The 14756-nt window shown below is 70.5% G+C and carries 15 protein-coding genes; 7 read left to right on the forward strand and 8 right to left on the reverse strand.

Annotation, left to right across the window (positions count from 1 at the left end; translation table 11 throughout):
* From M3C17_RS17480 to M3C17_RS17490, 3 genes are all read left to right on the forward strand, one after another.
* Positions 1 to 680 (forward strand): anti-sigma factor (locus M3C17_RS17480; RefSeq protein ID WP_311198454.1); only part of this gene is annotated, 680 nt, incomplete at its 5' end.
* 29 nt (positions 681 to 709) lie between these two features.
* The gene (locus M3C17_RS17485; protein WP_259979269.1) at positions 710 to 1339 is read left to right on the forward strand and encodes a DNA-directed RNA polymerase subunit beta; all 630 of its coding nucleotides are present in this window, start codon (positions 710 to 712) and stop codon (positions 1337 to 1339) included.
* A gap of 260 nt (positions 1340 to 1599) precedes the next feature.
* Positions 1600 to 2484 (forward strand): aminodeoxychorismate lyase, encoded by an 885-nt coding sequence (locus M3C17_RS17490; protein WP_259979271.1) that lies wholly within the window; start codon positions 1600 to 1602, stop codon positions 2482 to 2484.
* A 62-nt stretch (positions 2485 to 2546) separates the two neighbouring features.
* Here the strand turns inward: M3C17_RS17490 and pstB are convergent, their stop codons facing one another.
* From pstB to M3C17_RS17525, 7 genes are all read right to left on the reverse strand, one after another.
* Entirely contained in the window at positions 2547 to 3326 is a 780-nt protein-coding gene (pstB, locus tag M3C17_RS17495; protein WP_259979272.1) for a phosphate ABC transporter ATP-binding protein PstB, read from the reverse strand.
* Positions 3327 to 3354: 28 nt separating this feature from the next.
* A complete protein-coding gene (gene pstA, locus M3C17_RS17500) occupies positions 3355 to 4452 on the reverse strand; it encodes a phosphate ABC transporter permease PstA (RefSeq protein WP_259979273.1) in 1098 nt (365 codons plus the stop codon).
* 1 nt (position 4453) lies between these two features.
* Complete coding sequence (pstC, locus tag M3C17_RS17505; RefSeq protein WP_259979274.1) at positions 4454 to 5437, reverse strand: phosphate ABC transporter permease subunit PstC; 984 nt, start codon at positions 5435 to 5437, stop codon at positions 4454 to 4456.
* Positions 5438 to 5543: 106 nt separating this feature from the next.
* Positions 5544 to 6647 carry a phosphate ABC transporter substrate-binding protein PstS gene (locus M3C17_RS17510; protein WP_259979275.1) on the reverse strand — a complete coding sequence of 368 codons (1104 nt, stop codon included), beginning with the start codon at positions 6645 to 6647 and terminating at the stop codon, positions 5544 to 5546.
* Between the two features lie 162 nt (positions 6648 to 6809).
* On the reverse strand, positions 6810 to 7796 hold the full coding sequence (locus M3C17_RS17515; protein ID WP_259979276.1) for an NUDIX hydrolase: 987 nt from the start codon (positions 7794 to 7796) through the stop codon (positions 6810 to 6812).
* Complete coding sequence (locus tag M3C17_RS17520) at positions 7793 to 9958, reverse strand: RNA degradosome polyphosphate kinase (RefSeq protein ID WP_259979277.1); 2166 nt, start codon at positions 9956 to 9958, stop codon at positions 7793 to 7795. Before M3C17_RS17520 ends, M3C17_RS17515 begins: the two co-directional genes overlap by 4 nt.
* A 44-nt stretch (positions 9959 to 10002) precedes the next feature.
* Entirely contained in the window at positions 10003 to 10686 is a 684-nt protein-coding gene (locus tag M3C17_RS17525) for a response regulator transcription factor (RefSeq protein ID WP_259979278.1), read from the reverse strand.
* A 74-nt stretch (positions 10687 to 10760) separates the two neighbouring features.
* Here M3C17_RS17525 and M3C17_RS17530 point away from each other — a divergent pair, with 74 nt between their 5' ends.
* The 3 genes from M3C17_RS17530 to M3C17_RS17540 all read left to right on the forward strand — a co-directional run bounded on the left by M3C17_RS17530 (position 10761) and on the right by M3C17_RS17540 (position 12948).
* Positions 10761 to 11051 carry a hypothetical protein gene (locus M3C17_RS17530; RefSeq protein ID WP_259979279.1) on the forward strand — a complete coding sequence of 97 codons (291 nt, stop codon included), beginning with the start codon at positions 10761 to 10763 and terminating at the stop codon, positions 11049 to 11051.
* Positions 11052 to 11201: 150 nt separating this feature from the next.
* Entirely contained in the window at positions 11202 to 11804 is a 603-nt protein-coding gene (locus tag M3C17_RS17535) for an FABP family protein (protein WP_259979280.1), read from the forward strand.
* Positions 11805 to 11823: 19 nt separating this feature from the next.
* Positions 11824 to 12948, forward strand: a complete 1125-nt coding sequence (locus M3C17_RS17540; RefSeq protein WP_259979282.1) for a folate-binding protein YgfZ — start codon at positions 11824 to 11826, stop codon at positions 12946 to 12948.
* 146 nt (positions 12949 to 13094) lie between these two features.
* On the opposite strand, the gene M3C17_RS17545 is transcribed toward M3C17_RS17540, so the two are convergent.
* The gene (locus M3C17_RS17545; RefSeq protein WP_259979285.1) at positions 13095 to 13916 is read right to left on the reverse strand and encodes a class I SAM-dependent methyltransferase; all 822 of its coding nucleotides are present in this window, start codon (positions 13914 to 13916) and stop codon (positions 13095 to 13097) included.
* Positions 13917 to 13974: 58 nt separating this feature from the next.
* Between M3C17_RS17545 and M3C17_RS17550 the strand changes: the two genes are divergently transcribed.
* Entirely contained in the window at positions 13975 to 14724 is a 750-nt protein-coding gene (locus M3C17_RS17550; protein ID WP_259979287.1) for a phosphoglyceromutase, read from the forward strand.
* Positions 14725 to 14756 lie beyond the last annotated feature (32 nt).

The following is a 14756-nucleotide window of genomic DNA, read 5'->3' on the forward strand; positions in this document are numbered from 1 at the left end:
CCGGCATGCCCGCGGTCCCGCCGCCGACCGACATCCGCGCCGCGCTGCTCGCCCGCATCGCCACGACCCCGCAGGACCGGGCCCCGGCGCCGGACCAGGACCACGGCCAGGACCAGGACCAGGACCAGCGCCCTGCCGAGCGCCCGGCGGCATCGGGGCCTGTCACGCCCCCCGCGCCCGAGGCCGCGCGCGGCGGCGGTGACTCCGCGGTGAAGCCGGCCCGCCGCTGGACCCGCCTCGCGTTCGCGCTCGCCGCCTGCCTCGCGCTGCTGGTGGGCGTCGGCATCGGCGCCGTGGCCCTGAACGAACAGCTCACCCGGCCCGCGAGCGTCGTCGCGCTGCAGGAGATCGAGTCCGCGGACGACGCCCAGCAGGCCATGGTCGAGCTCGACGACGGGGCGACGGCGACCGCGCACTGGTCGGGCTCCGTCGGCAAGGCCGTTCTCGTCACGGACGGGCTCCCGCCGGCCGACGAGGGCCGGACGTACGAGATGTGGTTCGTGCGCGGCGACAACCCGGTCGCCGCCGGCGTGTTCGACGTGGAGGACGGTTCCGCCACAGCACTGCTCGAGGGGGAGATGCAGGCGGGCGATGCGATCGCCGTCACGGTCGAGCAGGAGGGCGGCTCCCCGGACGGGAAGCCCACCACCGACCCCGTGATCGTCATCCCCACCGCCTGAGGCGCCGCACGCAGGCGTACCCTGGAGGGATGCCCGAGCAGCACCACAGGCCCGTGCGCCGTCCCTCCAGTTCCTTCGACAACATCGTGGGAGCCCACGACCCGGCCGAGGAGACCCGCGTGGCCCATGCGACGGCGTCCGCCCTGCTGACCCGCGTGCGGGAGGACGAGAGCGGTGCGAGCGTGGAGCGCCTCATCGCGTTCACGAGCGAGCACGGGATCGACGAGATCGCGGAGCTCTGGTCGAAGGCGCCGTCGCGCACGCTGCCCGGGTCGCTGTGGCGGCTGTACGTGCTGCAGCTCGCGATCCACGGGGATCCGCGCATGGCGGCGCTGCTGTACGACCGTGGCCGGGTGGAGCTGTCGTCCGCCGATGCGGTGGTCGCCGGTGCTCCCGTGCCGGCGAGCCCCGACGAGCTGGTCGCCCTCATCGACACGATCCTGCGCGGCGCCTTCCGGGGCGACTTCGCGGTGGCGCTCGACAGGGCGGCGGCGTTCTGCCGCGTGCAGGCCTCGGGTGCCACGCACACCGCCGACGACTACGAGTCGACGGAGCCTGGCCGGGCGAGCGAGCTGACCACCCGGGCGCTGCGGTTGAGCAGCTATGCGCAGGACCTCACTGCCTCGGCAGTGCTGTGGCGCATGGGCGCTCTCGCCTGACATCGGCGCTCGGGCCTGATGTGCGGGCGGTCCGTCCTGATGTGCGGGCGGTCCGTCCTGATGTACGGCGCTCGGGCCTGGCATGGCGTGACCGCTGGCCCGCCGCCGCAGCCCGGACAGAGAAAGACCGGGCCGCAAGAACGCCTCTCGGCGGAAGGCCGCTCGCAGCGGCGAAAATTGGAGCCCGGGGTTATGCGGCCCGGCCACTCCAGTGTAACGCGGCGCCGCGGCAGGTATTCCCGGCGCTCTAGGCTCGTGGCATGACCCGTCGCTTCGCCCTCATGATCGATCCCGTCGCTGCCGACGTGCAGCGCGACGACTACACCGACACGTTCACGCAGGTGGACGCGGCAGCGCCCGCCCTCAGCGTCGGCGAGCTCAGCACGCAGCGCGGCGACGGGGTGTTCGAGTCGATCGGCGTGGTCGACGGTCATGCGCAGGAGGTCGTGCCGCATCTGGAGCGCCTCGCGCATTCGGCGCGGCTCTGCGACCTCCCCGTGCCCAACCTCGAGCAGTGGCGGCAGGCCGTGCAGCAGGCCGCAGCGCAGCTCGACGCGGGGGAGTCCGTGATCAAGCTCATCCTCAGTCGTGGCGTGGAGCACGGACCGACGCCCACGGCCTGGGTGACGGCGGCTCCCGCGGCGGACTTCTCTGCGGTGCGGCGTGACGGTGTGCGCGTGGTCACCCTCGACCGCGGGTACGACCTCGGGGCGGCCGAGCGTGCGCCGTGGCTGCTGCTCGGGGCGAAGACGCTGTCCTACGCGGTGAACATGGCGGCGCTGCGGGAGGCCAGGCGCCGCGGGGCGGACGACGCGATCTTCCTGTCCAGTGACGGCTTCGTGTTGGAGGCGCCGACCGCCTCGCTGATCCTGCGGTTCGGCGACCGCTTCACGACTCCGGCGCCGAACGGCGGCATCCTGCACGGCACCACGCAGCTCAGCGTGTACGACCACCTGCTCGCCCGTGGGTTCGAGGTCGGGTACGACCGCATCCCCGCCTCCGACCTGGGGAGGGCGGATGCGGCATGGCTGGTGTCGAGCGTGCGGCTCGCGGCCGCGATCACCGCGGTCGACGGCGAGCCGCTCCCGGTGGATGCGGAGCTGACGGCCGAGCTCAACGCGTACCTGCTCTCCCCGCGCGACTGATCCCCTGCGGACGACGAGGGGCCCGGATGCCGTGGCACCCGGGCCCCTCGTGGCCGTGCGGTTCAGCCGAAGCGGCCGGAGACGTAGTCCTCCGTGGCCTGCACGGACGGGGTCGTGAAGATCGACGTGGTGTCGTCGTACTCGATCAGCTTGCCGGGCTTGCCGGTGCCGGCGATGTTGAAGAAGGCGGTCTTGTCGGAGACGCGGCTCGCCTGCTGCATGTTGTGCGTGACGATCACGATCGTGAACTCGTTCTTCAGCTCGCCGATCAGCTCCTCGATGGCGTAGGTGGAGATCGGGTCGAGCGCCGAGCAGGGCTCGTCCATCAGCAGCACCTCGGGGGAGACGGCGATCGCGCGGGCGATGCACAGGCGCTGCTGCTGGCCGCCGGACAGGCCCGAGCCCGGACGGTCGAGACGGTCCTTGACCTCGTTCCACAGGTTCGCGCCGGTGAGGGACTTCTCGACCAGGTCGTCCTGGTCGCTCTTGGACATGCGGCTGTTGTTGAGCTTCACACCCGCGAGCACGTTCTCCTTGATCGACATCGTGGGGAACGGGTTCGGGCGCTGGAACACCATGCCCACCTGGCGGCGCACCAGCACCGGGTCGACCCCGGGGCCGTAGAGGTCCTTGCCGTCGAGCAGCACCTCGCCCTCCACGCGCGCGCCGGGGATGACCTCGTGCATGCGGTTGAGCGTGCGGAGGAACGTGGACTTGCCGCAGCCGGACGGGCCGATGAAGGCGGTGACGCTGCGCGGCTGGATGTCGAGGGACACGCCCTCCACGGCGAGGAAGCTGCCGTAGTAGACGTTGAGGTCGTTGACTTCGATGCTCTTGGACACGTGGATTCCTGTTCTGAGGTTCGGGCGCTCAGCGGCCGGAGAGTTTCGGGGCGAACCACTTCGCGATGAGACGCGCGAGCAGGTTCAGCACCATGACGATGAGGATCAGGGTGAGGGCGGCGGCCCAGGCGCGCGCGACGGCGGCGTCGGGGTTGGTGCCCTGGTTCATGTACTGGTTGTAGGCGAACACCGGCAGTGTCATCATCTGCCCGTCGAAGATGTTCGTGTTCAGGCTCTGGGTGAACCCGGCGGTCAGGAGCAGCGGGGCGGTCTCGCCGATCACGCGGGAGATGGCGAGCATGACCGAGGTCATGATGCCGGCGATCGAGGTGGGCAGCACGACCTTGAGGATCGTCAGCCACTTCGGCACGCCGAGGGCGTAGGAGGCCTCGCGGAGTTCGTTCGGGACGATGCGGAGCAACTCCTCGCTGCCGCGGACGACGACGGGCGTCATCAGCACGGCCAGAGCGAGAGCGCCCATGAATCCCATCGAGATGCCGGGGCGGATCAGCAGAGCGAAGACGGCGTAGATGAACAGACCGGCGACGATCGACGGGATGCCGGTCATCACGTCGACGAAGAAGGTGATGGCCTTCGCGATCTTGCCCCGGCCGTACTCGACGAGGTAGATCGACGTCATCAGGCCGATCGGCACGGAGATGATCGTGGCGGTCAGCGTGATCAGCACGGTGCCCCAGATCGCGTGCACGATGCCTCCGCCGTCGCCCACGACGTTGCGCATCGAGTAGGAGAAGAACTCGGCGTCGAAGCGCTCGATGCCGTTGGCGACCACGGTCCACAGCAGCGAGACGAGCGGCAGCAGCGCGATCAGGAACGCGGTCGCCACGAGGGCGGTCATCAGGCGATCCACGGCCTTGCGACGGCTCTCGGCGATCGCGGAGATCACCGTGATGATCACCATGTAGAGCAGGATGCCGACGATCACCGTGCCGGCGATGTTGAAGTCGGCGAGCGGGGTGTCGGAGCCGGCGGCCGCGACACCGAAGACCGCGGCGGACACGACGAACGAGATGCCGAGGAGGGCCCAGGGCGCCCACTTCGGCAGTCGGCCCGCGGTGAGCGCGGTGCTGGTCGAGGACGCGGGGGCGTGGGTGAGGACGGTCATGTCAGTTCGCTCCCGAGAACTCGGCGCGGCGGGCGACGATCCAGCGCGCCAGCGCATTGACGGCGAAGGTCACGACGAACAGGATCAGGCCGGTCGCGATGAGCGTGTTGACCCCGGTCCCGTGCGCCTCGGGGAAGGCGAGGGCGATGTTCGCGGGGATCGGGGTGGGGTTCGTGGCGGTCAGCACGAGGAAGCTGACGACCGCCGAGGGGGAGAGCACCATGGTCACGGCCATGGTCTCGCCGAGTGCCCGGCCGAGCGCGAGCATCGCGGCGGACACCATGCCGCCGCGGGCGAAGGGGAGCACAGCCATGCGGACCATCTCCCAGCGCGTGGAGCCGAGGGCGAGGGCGGCCTCCTCGTGCAGCTTCGGGGTCTGCAGGAAGACCTCGCGGCAGATCGCCGTCATGATCGGGATGCACATCACCGCGAGCACGAGGGCGGCGGTGAGGATCGTCTTCCCGGTCGCGGAGACCTGTCCTCCGAAGAACGGCACCCAGGACGCGTTCTCGTTGAGCCAGACGTAGATCGGCTGCAGCATCGGGGCGAGCACGAGGCCGCCCCAGAGGCCGAAGACCACCGAGGGCACGGCGGCGAGCAGGTCGATGATGTACCCGAGGATCGCGGCGAGCCGGCGGTGGGCGTAGTGCGAGATGAACAGCGCGATGCCGATGGCGATCGGCGCGGCGATGAGCAGGGCGATGAAGGACGCCCACAGGGTGCCGAAGACGAGCGGCCAGACGTAGGTCCAGAACGACTCGCCGCGGAGGATGTGGTTGTCCGTGGTGTCGAGCTGGAACGCCGGAAGGCTCTGGATGACAAGGAAGGCGGCGACGAGCGCGAGGACGATGAGGATGATGATCCCCGCCCCGAGCGCGGTGCCGGAGAACACCCGGTCGCCGAGTCGCTGCTTCGCCTTGATCGGTGCGGGCGGCGCCGGTGTCGGTGCCGGTGCCGTTGTCGGCTCCTGCGCGGTCGTGCTCATGATCTCCCTGTTTCGGGCCGGGTGGAGATGGATCGGGTGCTGACCCGGCGGAGCCCCCGCGCCCGGTTCGGGACGCGGGGGCACCGTCGTCAGCGGATCGGCAGGATCAGCCGACCTGGATCAGGTCGATCGCGGCCTGGACCTGCTCGCGCAGGCCGTCCGAGATCGGGGCGCTGCCGGCGTTCTCGGCGGCGGCGTCCTGACCCTCGGCGCTCGCGATGTACGTGAAGTACGACTTCACGAGCTCCGCGACGTTGCTGTCCTCGTACTGCTCGCAGCCGATGAGGTAGCTGACCAGGGCGATCGGGTACGCGCCGTCCGCGGCAGCGGCCGGGTCGACGTCGAAGACGAGGTCGCCCTCGCCGCGGCCCTCGGCGAGCGGCGAGCCCTCGACGAGCTTCGCGGCGGCCTCTGCCGAGTAGGAGACGAAGTCCTCGCCGACGCCCACGGCGACCTGGCCGAGGCCGTCCGCCTGCGAGGCGTCGAGGAAGCCGATGGCGCCGTTGCCGGCGGTGAGGGCCTGCTTCACGCCCGAGGTGCCCTGTGCGGCCTCGCCGCCCTGGATCGGCCACTCGTCCGAGACCTCGTAGGTCCACACGTCCGGAGCGGTCGCGCTGAGGTACTTGGTGAAGGTCTCCTGCGTGCCGGAGGGGTCGGAGCGGTGCACGGGCGAGATCGCCAGGTCGGGCAGTTCGACGCCTTCGTTGAGCGCGGCGATCGCCGCGTCGTTCCAGTTGGTGATCGTGCCGGCGAAGATGCCGGCGATCGTGGCGGCGTCGAGGTTCAGCGTGTCGATGCCCTCGAGGTTGAAGGCCACGGCGACCGGGGAGATGTAGAGCGGGACCTCGACGATGTCGTCGCTGGTGCAGGCGCCGAAGCCGCCGGCGGCGATCTCCTCGTCGTTGAACGCCCGGTCGGAGCCGATGAAGTTGCTGCCGCCCTCGAGGAAGTTCTCGCGACCGGTACCGGAGCCGGTGGGCTCGTAGTTGACGGTCACGTCGGGGTTGGCGGTCTGGAAGGCGGCGACCCAGGCCTCCTGGGCGGCGGTCTGCGAGGACGCGCCGGTCGCGTCGATCGTGCCGGAGAGCGTGGACTCCGAGGGCTCGTCGCTGGAGCCGCCGGTTCCGCCTTCGTTCGCGGCACAGCCGGCGAGTGCGAGAGCGGCGACGGCGCCGATGGCGCCGATTCGTGCGATTCGGGAGATCTTCACTGTGGATCCTTCGATCTTTGATGGGGTGGGGCCCGGTGCAGGGCACACAGTGACGCTAGGGGCGACGGTTAACGAGACTCTCCCGCGCAGGTGAACGGCAGGTGAACGACCGGCGACTCTCTGGGGGCGATCCCAGGTGCCGACAGGGCACGCGGCGTGCGCTCAGACCTTGGGCGCGTGGGTCTCGATCGAGATGATCCCGGAGCCCGGGTTGCTGGCGGAGAGGTGCACGACGGAGAACGCGCCCGTCTCGAGGTCGGCGGCGCTGCTGACGTAGGAGCCGTGCACGGTGCCCGTCGCAAGGGCGATCTCCGAGAGCAGGCCGGGGAGCACCGGACCGTGGCTGCACAGCACGGCGGGTTTCCCGGCGCGGATCCGGCGGCCGACGACCGCGCGGAGGTCGGCGGTCCCGTCCTCCCACGCATCCTGGCTGATCTTCTCCGTGAGCACCGGCTTGCGGTCCAGCGCCTTCGCGAGCGGTGTCACGGTCTGCACGCAGCGCATGGCGTCGCTCGTCACGATCTTGCGCACACCGAAGGCCCGCAGGGGGCCGACGACGGCCTTGGCCTGGCGCTTGCCGCGGTCGGTCAGCGGGCGCGCGGCATCGGGGCCGTCCCATTCCGATCGCGGCATGGCCTTGGCGTGGCGGAGCGCGATCACCGGGAAGGTCCGCAGCACGCCGTCCTCCACGAGTGCGGCGAACGCGTCGAGGATCTCGTGGTCGACGGGATAGCTGAGCGCCGCTCGGGCCTTCTTGATGCTGACCCACTCGAGCGCCGCGATCTCACGGTTGGGCACGAAGGTGGAGGCGCGGATCGCGTCGTCCGTGGCCTCGGCGGCCCAGTAGTGCACGACCTTCTGCTTGCGTGACACCAGGTGGTATCGGCTGATGCCGACGGGCACCCCGAGCGCGACGCGGATCCCGGTCTCCTCGTGCACTTCGCGGACAGCCGTCTCGGCGAGCATCTCGCCGGGGTCGACCTTCCCCTTGGGCAGGGTGACGTCCCGATACTTCGTGCGGTGGATGAGCAGCACGCGCAGCTTGCCGTCGAGGACGCGCCACACTACGGCGCCCGCGGCGTACACGGCCTTGTCGGACCACTTCCCGCCCGCCGCGGAGTCCGGGAGCTGGACCTGCCGCGCCGTCATCGAACCGCCCTGGCACGCCGTCGACGCTGGATCATGCCCATGGTCTTATCCTGCAGGTCGACGAGCGGCCTGCCGTCGGCGTTCACGGCGTGGCGTTCCCACACGCCCTCGGCGCCCAGGTGCCACGAGGACGTTCCGTCGTCCATCGCCAGGTCGAAGAAGGCCGTGAGCTCCTTGACGTGGGCGGGGTCGCTCACGCGTACCAGGGCCTCCACGCGGCGGTCCAGGTTGCGGTGCATCATGTCGGCGCTGCCGATGTACACCTGCGGGTCTCCGCCGTTCTCGAAGGCGAAGATCCGGGAGTGCTCGAGGTAGCGACCGAGGATGCTGCGCACCGTGATGTTCTCGCTGATGCCGTCGAGGTCCGTGCGCAGACTGCAGATGCCCCGCACCCACACATCCACCTTCACGCCGGCCGCGCTCGCACGGTACAGGGCGTCGATGATCTCCTCGTCCACCATGGAGTTCACCTTGATCCGGATGTGCGCCGGCTCCCCGGCCTCCGCCCTGCGCCGCTCGGCGTCGATGAGCCGGATGAGTCCCTTGCGCAGATGCAGCGGCGCCACGAGCAGCCGTTTGAACTTCTTCTCGATCGCGTAGCCGCTGAGCTCGTTGAAGAGCCGCGTCAGGTCCTTGCCCACCTGCGCATCGGCGGTGAATAGACCGAAGTCCTCGTAGATGCGGCTGGTCTTGGGGTTGTAGTTGCCCGTGCCGACGTGCGAGTAGTGACGGAGCATGCCGTCCTCCTCGCGGATCACGAGCGCGAGCTTGCAGTGGGTCTTCAGGCCGACGAGCCCGTAGACCACGTGCACTCCCGCCTTCTCCAGCTTGCGCGCCCACACGATGTTGTTGGCCTCGTCGAAGCGCGCCTTGACCTCGACCAGCGCCAGCACCTGCTTGCCGGCCTCGGCGGCGTCGATCAGCGCCTGCACCACGGGGCTGTCGCCCGAGGTCCGGTACAGCGTCTGCTTGATGGCGAGCACGTGCGGGTCGCGGGCGGCCTGCTCCAGGAACGCCTGCACGCTCGTGGTGAAGGACTCGTACGGGTGGTGCACGAGCACGTCCGACTTGCGGATCGCCTTGAAGATGTCGGCCCTGGTGTTCGAGCCTGTGGGCTGGAAGGCGACGGCCGTGGTCGGCAGGTGAGGCGGATAGCGGAGGTCGGGCCGGTCGATGCGGGACAGATCGAAGAGGCCGCGCAGGTCGAGCGGGCCGGGGAGGCGGTAGACCTCCTGGTCGGTGATGTCCAGCTCCCTGACCAGCAGGTCCATCGTGACGGCGTCCATGTCGTCGGTGATCTCCAGGCGGATGGGGGGACCGAAGCGACGGCGCAGCAGCTCCGCCTCGAGCGCCTGGATGAGGTTCTCGCTCTCGTCCTCCTCGATCTCGACGTCCTCGTTGCGGGTCAGGCGGAAGGCGTGGTGGTCGAGCACCTCCATGCCGGGGAACAGGTCGCCAAGGTGGTTGGCGATCAGCTCCTCCAGGCTCAGGAACCGCTTGATCTCGCCGCTGGACGGCACCTCGACGAAGCGCGGCAGCATGGGCGGCACCTTGAGCCGCGCGAACTCCTGCCGCCCGGTGCGGGCGTTCCGGATGCGGATCGCGAGGTTGAGCGAGAGGCCGGAGATGTAGGGGAACGGGTGTGCGGGATCGACGGCCAGCGGCATCAGGACAGGGAACACCTGCGCCTGGAAGTACTCGGTCAGGGCGGCGCGCTCGTCGTCGGTGAGCTCGGTCCAGTCGGTGATCTCGATGCCGGAGTCCGCGAGCGCCGGTCGCACCAGGCTCGTCCACGCGGCGGCGTGCCGCAGCTGCAGCGCGTGGGCCTCGCGGGAGATGTCAGCGAGGGCGTCGACGGGGGAGCGGCCGATGTTCGTCGGGACGGCGAGCCCGGTCATGATGCGCCGCTTGAGACCCGCGACGCGGACCATGAAGAACTCGTCGAGGTTGCTCGCGAAGATCGCGAGGAAGTTCGCGCGCTCCAGCTCCGGCAGCGTCGGATCCTCTGCGAGCTCGAGGACGCGCTGATTGAACGCCAGCCAGCTCAGCTCGCGATCGAGGTACCGATGGTCTGGCAGCTGGGAGTCCGGGGACTCGACGGCGTCGAAGTCGTCGTCTTCGGCGTCACCGAGCCCGGCGTCGGCGAGTGCGGGATCGATCATGGGGTACATCTAAGCACCGGCAGGTGTCGGGCGTGTGAACGCGCTCAGCGGCTGCCCACCAGCGCATCGTCGTCGTAGACGTTGAAGCGGTAGCCGACGTTGCGCACGGTGCCGATGATCTGCTCCTGGTCGCCGAGCTTCGCGCGCAGCCGTCGCACGTGGACGTCCACGGTCCGCGTGCCGCCGAAGTAGTCGTAGCCCCAGACCTCGCTCAGCAGCTGCTCCCGCGTGAACACCCGCGACGGGTGCGTGGCCAGGAAGTGCAGCAGCTGGAACTCCTTGTACGTGAGGTCGAGCGGCTTGCCGTGCAGCTTGGCGGAGTACGACTGCTCGTCGATCGTGACGCCGGAGGCCTGCACCCTGGAGGGCTCAGCGACCTCGTCACGGCGGGCGATGGCGAGACGCACGCGAGCGTCGATCTCGGCGGGGCCTGCGGTCGCGAGCAGGACGTCGTCGATGCCCCAGTCGCCCGACAGCGCGCTCATACCCCCCTCGGTGACCACGAGCAGCAGCGGTGCGCCCTGCCCGGTGGCGCGCAGCAGGCGGCACAGCGACTTGGCCCCGACGAGGTCGTGCCTGGCGTCGACCATGACCACGTCGTACTCGGGGGCGTTCACGAGCTGGGCGGGTTCGGCCGGGATCTGGCGCGTGCGGTGACTCAGCAGCTCCAGCGCGGGCAGCACCTGCTCCGAGAGGGGAGCGTTGGTCAGAACCAGCACCAGGGCCACGCGCACTCCTCACCGGCGGGGGGTTCGACGCCGTGCCGCCATGATAGCGGCCGTCGATGCGCAAGAATGGTGACATGTCAGAACCGGCACTCGCACCGCGCAACGCCTTCATGGGCGTGTTCGCCGTGTGGGCCGCTGCCTTCGTCGGCACGGTCGCGATCGGCATCGTCGCTCCCGAGGAGTGGCGGATCCCGTGGATGCTGGTGGGCTTCGGCGCCGTCGTCCTGCTGTCCTTCGCGGTGCAGCTCTGGTACGGGCGCACGCAGGGGTTCATCTTCCGCGTCGCGTCGAGCGTCACCGGCGCGCTCCTTCTCATGGGGCTCATCTCGATCGGATTCGGGCTGGCCGCGCTGATCCCGTCCTGAGGGTGATATCCGCGCGCTAAGCTGGAGGCATGGACCTCATGGCGCTCGAAATCTTCTTCATCGGCCTGCTGGGCCTGGCGAGTCTCGCGATCGTCTTCGTGTCGGCCGTGGTGCTGCGCAACCTGTTCCGCGGCCAGCGCTGACGCGATCGTGATCGAGCTCCCCACCGACCTTCCCGCCGACCTCGCTCCTCTCGCCTGGTTGATCGGAGTGTGGGAGGGCACGGGCGTGATCGACTACCCGGTCGGCGACGAGCGCCTGCAGGGGGAGTTCTCGCACCGGGTCAGCTTCAGCCATGACGGCGGGCCGTTCCTCAACTACGCGGCGACCGCGACGTTCACGGGGGAAGACCACGCCGTCTCCCTGGCGCTGACCGCCGAGTCCGGCTTCTGGCGTCTCGCGCGCCCTGCGGCTGCCACCGACCCGGGCCCCGGGCTGCTGCCCCCGACCGCCGAGACCGTGGCACGGACGGTGGACGACGTCGAGGCTCTTCGCGCGGCGAACGGAGACTTCCCGCTGGAGGTCTCGGTGGCCCGGTCCGACGGGATGCTCGAGCTGTACCTGGGGGAGATCAACGGACCGCGCGTGGACATCTCGTCCGACGCCGTCGTGCGGGCTGCCGGCACCAAGGACTACACCTCCGCCTCGCGCATGTACGGCCTCGTCGACGGGCACCTGCTGTGGGCGTGGGACATCGCCGCCCTCGGCACCCCGCTGCGCGCACACGCCTCGGCGCGACTCGCGCGGGTGTGAGGACGACGGAGGGAGAGCCATGAGCGACTTCGAGAACGTGCACGGTGCGGTCCCCGGAGAGCAGGGCATCGCCCACTTCGGGGATCCGTTCCGTGAGCAGCGACGGCTCGCCGCCGGTGATGCGGTCGCGCCGCTGGATGACCGGGCTGTGATCGAGGTCGCCGGCCCCGAGCGCCTCGGCTGGCTCGACTCGATCACGTCGCAGGCCGTCGGGAGTCTCTCCGCGGGAGAGAGCACGGAACTGCTCGTGCTGGATCCGCAGGGCCGTGTGGAGCATGCGGCCGGCGTGCTGGACGACGGCTCCTCGACCTGGCTGATCGCAGACGCGGCCGACGCCGAGGGTCTCGCGACCTGGCTGACGCGCATGAAGTTCCGCACCCAGGCGAGTGTGGAGTTGCGCCCCGAGCTGGCGCTGCTCGGCTTCGTCGACGGCGGTTCCGCCGCCGAGCTCGTGCGCGGCCTCGACGCCGCGCCGCTCGTGTGGGCCGACCCCTGGGAGCGCGTGAGCCTCGGCGGACACCAGTACGCCGAGGTCGCCGACCACCCCGGGGCCGCGTTGCCCTGGCGGGTCGCGATCGTGTCGGAGCAGACGGCGCGCGCGCTCGCCGAATCGGCGGCACCGGAGACCTTCGCCGGACTGCTCGCCGCGGAGGCTCTGCGCATCGCGGCCTGGCGTCCGCGCTGGGCGTCCGAGGTGGACGAGCGCTCCCTCCCGCATGAGTCGGACTGGATCCGCAGCGCCGTGCACCTGAACAAGGGGTGCTATCGCGGGCAGGAGACCGTCGCGAAGGTGCACAACCTGGGCCACCCGCCCCGACGCCTCGCCGCTCTGCAGCTCGACGGCAGCGACGCGGTGCTCCCGGAGCCCGGCGCCCCCGTGTTCGCGGGGGAGGAGGAGGTCGGCCGCATCACCTCGGTCGCGCGTCACCACGAGGAGGGCCCGATCGCTCTGGCCATCCTGTCGCGACGCGCTCCGGCGGGCGACCTGGTCGTACGGGCCGAGGGCATCGACATCGCGGCGGGGCAGCAGGTCATCGTCCCCGCCGATGCCGGGGCGACGGCCGACATCCCGCGCCTGACAAGGCTCTCGCGACGCCCGAGCGCACCGGACCCCCGCGACGCCGCTCGCACGCCCGACGCGTAGTCAGCGGCTCGCACGCTCGACGCGGAGTCGTCGGCTCGCCTGCTCGACGCGGAGTCGTCGGCCCGCGCCTTCGACGCCCCGACAGCGGCTGGCTCCGGCGAGCCGGTGAGGACCCGGGCCTCGGCCGATGTCGCGTGGCGCCGGTCTCAGCGCGGGGCGACTGCAGCCCACGGGAGGGTGAGCTCGCCGAGACGCCACCGCGAGCGTCCTCCGAGCACCGGCCAACCCCGCTCCCGCAGCGCAGCGACCGCGGCGATGAACCGCTGCGTCGCCCCGAACGTCGCCAGGGGCGCTGCTCTGTCCCACTCGCGGTCCAGGTCGAGGAGGAGCGCATGCACGCGCTCGCCGGGGACGTTGCGGTGGATGAGCGCCTTCGGCAGCCGTTCGGCGACGATGCTCGGATGCTCCAGTCCGCCGAGCCGCAGTGAGAGCGTGAACCGGACCGGCCCGCCGTCGGGCTGGACGTCCACCCAGCTGGCCACGCGTCCGATCTCGTCGCAGGTGCCTTCGACGAGCAGTCCGCCCGGTGCGAGTCGTGCGGCCATGGCGCGCCAGGCGTCGGGCACGTCGGCCTCGTCGTACTGACGCAGCACGTTCATGGCGCGGATGACCGCGGCGCGACGGCCCTGTGGCAGGGGCACCTCGAACCCGCCCCTGGCGAATGCCACGGCGAGGTCGGGTGGGAAGGGCGTCCGTCCTGCGCGCACCTCGACGAGCTGCGCCGCGGCGGTCGCGACCCGTACGGGGTCGAGCTCGAGGCCGAGCACCTCGGCGTCGTCCCTGACCCCGCGCAGACGCGCCGCGAGTTCGAAGGCGGTGACACCGCTGGCGCCGTACCCGAGGTCGACGACGAGGGGATCGGCCGCGCGGCGCAGGGCCGTGCTCGCCGCGATCCAGCGGTCGTTGCGGCGCAGCCGATTCGTCCCGGTCGTGCCGCGGGTCGGCCGTCCGAGCGGAGATGACGCCATACGTCCATCCTCCCCCGTCCGCGGCAGTGCTCGTTCCGCCGCCGGATAAACTGGCCGCATGACTGCGAAGCGCACCCTGATCCTGCTCCGCCACGGCCAGAGCGAGTGGAACGAACTGAACCTCTTCACCGGCTGGGTGGACGTCCGTCTCACCGAGCAGGGCAAGCGCGAGGCCCGTCGCGGTGGAGAGCTGCTGGCGGAGTCCGGGATCCTCCCCGACGTGCTGCACACCTCGCTGCTGAGCCGGGCGATCCAGACCGCCGATATCGCGCTCGACGCGGCCGACCGCCTGTGGATCCCGGTCACGCGCTCCTGGCGGCTCAATGAGCGCCACTACGGAGCGCTCCAGGGCAAGGACAAGGCACAGACGCTCGAGGAGTTCGGCCCGGAGCAGTTCCAGCTGTGGCGTCGCTCGTTCGACGTGCCGCCGCCTCCGCTGGACGACGCGAGCGAGTTCAGCCAGGTGGACGACCCTCGTTATGCGCACATCGACGGCGAGGTGCCGCGCACCGAGTCCCTCAAGCTCGTGATCGACCGACTGCTGCCCTACTGGGAGAGTGCGATCGTCCCCGACCTCGAGGCGGGCAAGACGGTGCTCGTGACCGCGCACGGCAACTCGCTGCGCGGCCTGGTCAAGCACCTGGAAGGCATCAGCGACGACGACATCGCTGCGCTCAACATCCCCACCGGCATCCCGCTCGTGTACGAACTCGACGAGAACAACGTGCCGACCGGCCAGGGACGCTATCTCGACCCTGAAGCCGCCGCCGCGGGCGCGGCCGCGGTTGCGGCGCAGGGCAAGAAGTAGCCCCGCCCGGTCACTCGGCCTCTCTGCGGCGA

The sequence above is a fragment of the Microbacterium sp. p3-SID336 genome, from assembly GCF_025143365.1.
Taxonomy (GTDB): domain Bacteria; phylum Actinomycetota; class Actinomycetes; order Actinomycetales; family Microbacteriaceae; genus Microbacterium.

Coding starts and splice junctions, on each gene's coding strand:
- M3C17_RS17540 (WP_259979282.1), top strand. CDS start 11,824: ATGAGCGACTTCGAGAACGTGCACGGTGCGGTCCCCGGAGAGCAGGGC.
- pstA (WP_259979273.1), bottom strand. CDS start 4,452: ATGACCGTCCTCACCCACGCCCCCGCGTCCTCGACCAGCACCGCGCTC.
- pstC (WP_259979274.1), bottom strand. CDS start 5,437: ATGAGCACGACCGCGCAGGAGCCGACAACGGCACCGGCACCGACACCG.
- M3C17_RS17485 (WP_259979269.1), top strand. CDS start 710: ATGCCCGAGCAGCACCACAGGCCCGTGCGCCGTCCCTCCAGTTCCTTC.
- M3C17_RS17545 (WP_259979285.1), bottom strand. CDS start 13,916: ATGGCGTCATCTCCGCTCGGACGGCCGACCCGCGGCACGACCGGGACG.
- M3C17_RS17550 (WP_259979287.1), top strand. CDS start 13,975: ATGACTGCGAAGCGCACCCTGATCCTGCTCCGCCACGGCCAGAGCGAG.
- M3C17_RS17490 (WP_259979271.1), top strand. CDS start 1,600: ATGACCCGTCGCTTCGCCCTCATGATCGATCCCGTCGCTGCCGACGTG.
- M3C17_RS17530 (WP_259979279.1), top strand. CDS start 10,761: ATGTCAGAACCGGCACTCGCACCGCGCAACGCCTTCATGGGCGTGTTC.
- M3C17_RS17520 (WP_259979277.1), bottom strand. CDS start 9,958: ATGATCGATCCCGCACTCGCCGACGCCGGGCTCGGTGACGCCGAAGAC.
- M3C17_RS17515 (WP_259979276.1), bottom strand. CDS start 7,796: ATGACGGCGCGGCAGGTCCAGCTCCCGGACTCCGCGGCGGGCGGGAAG.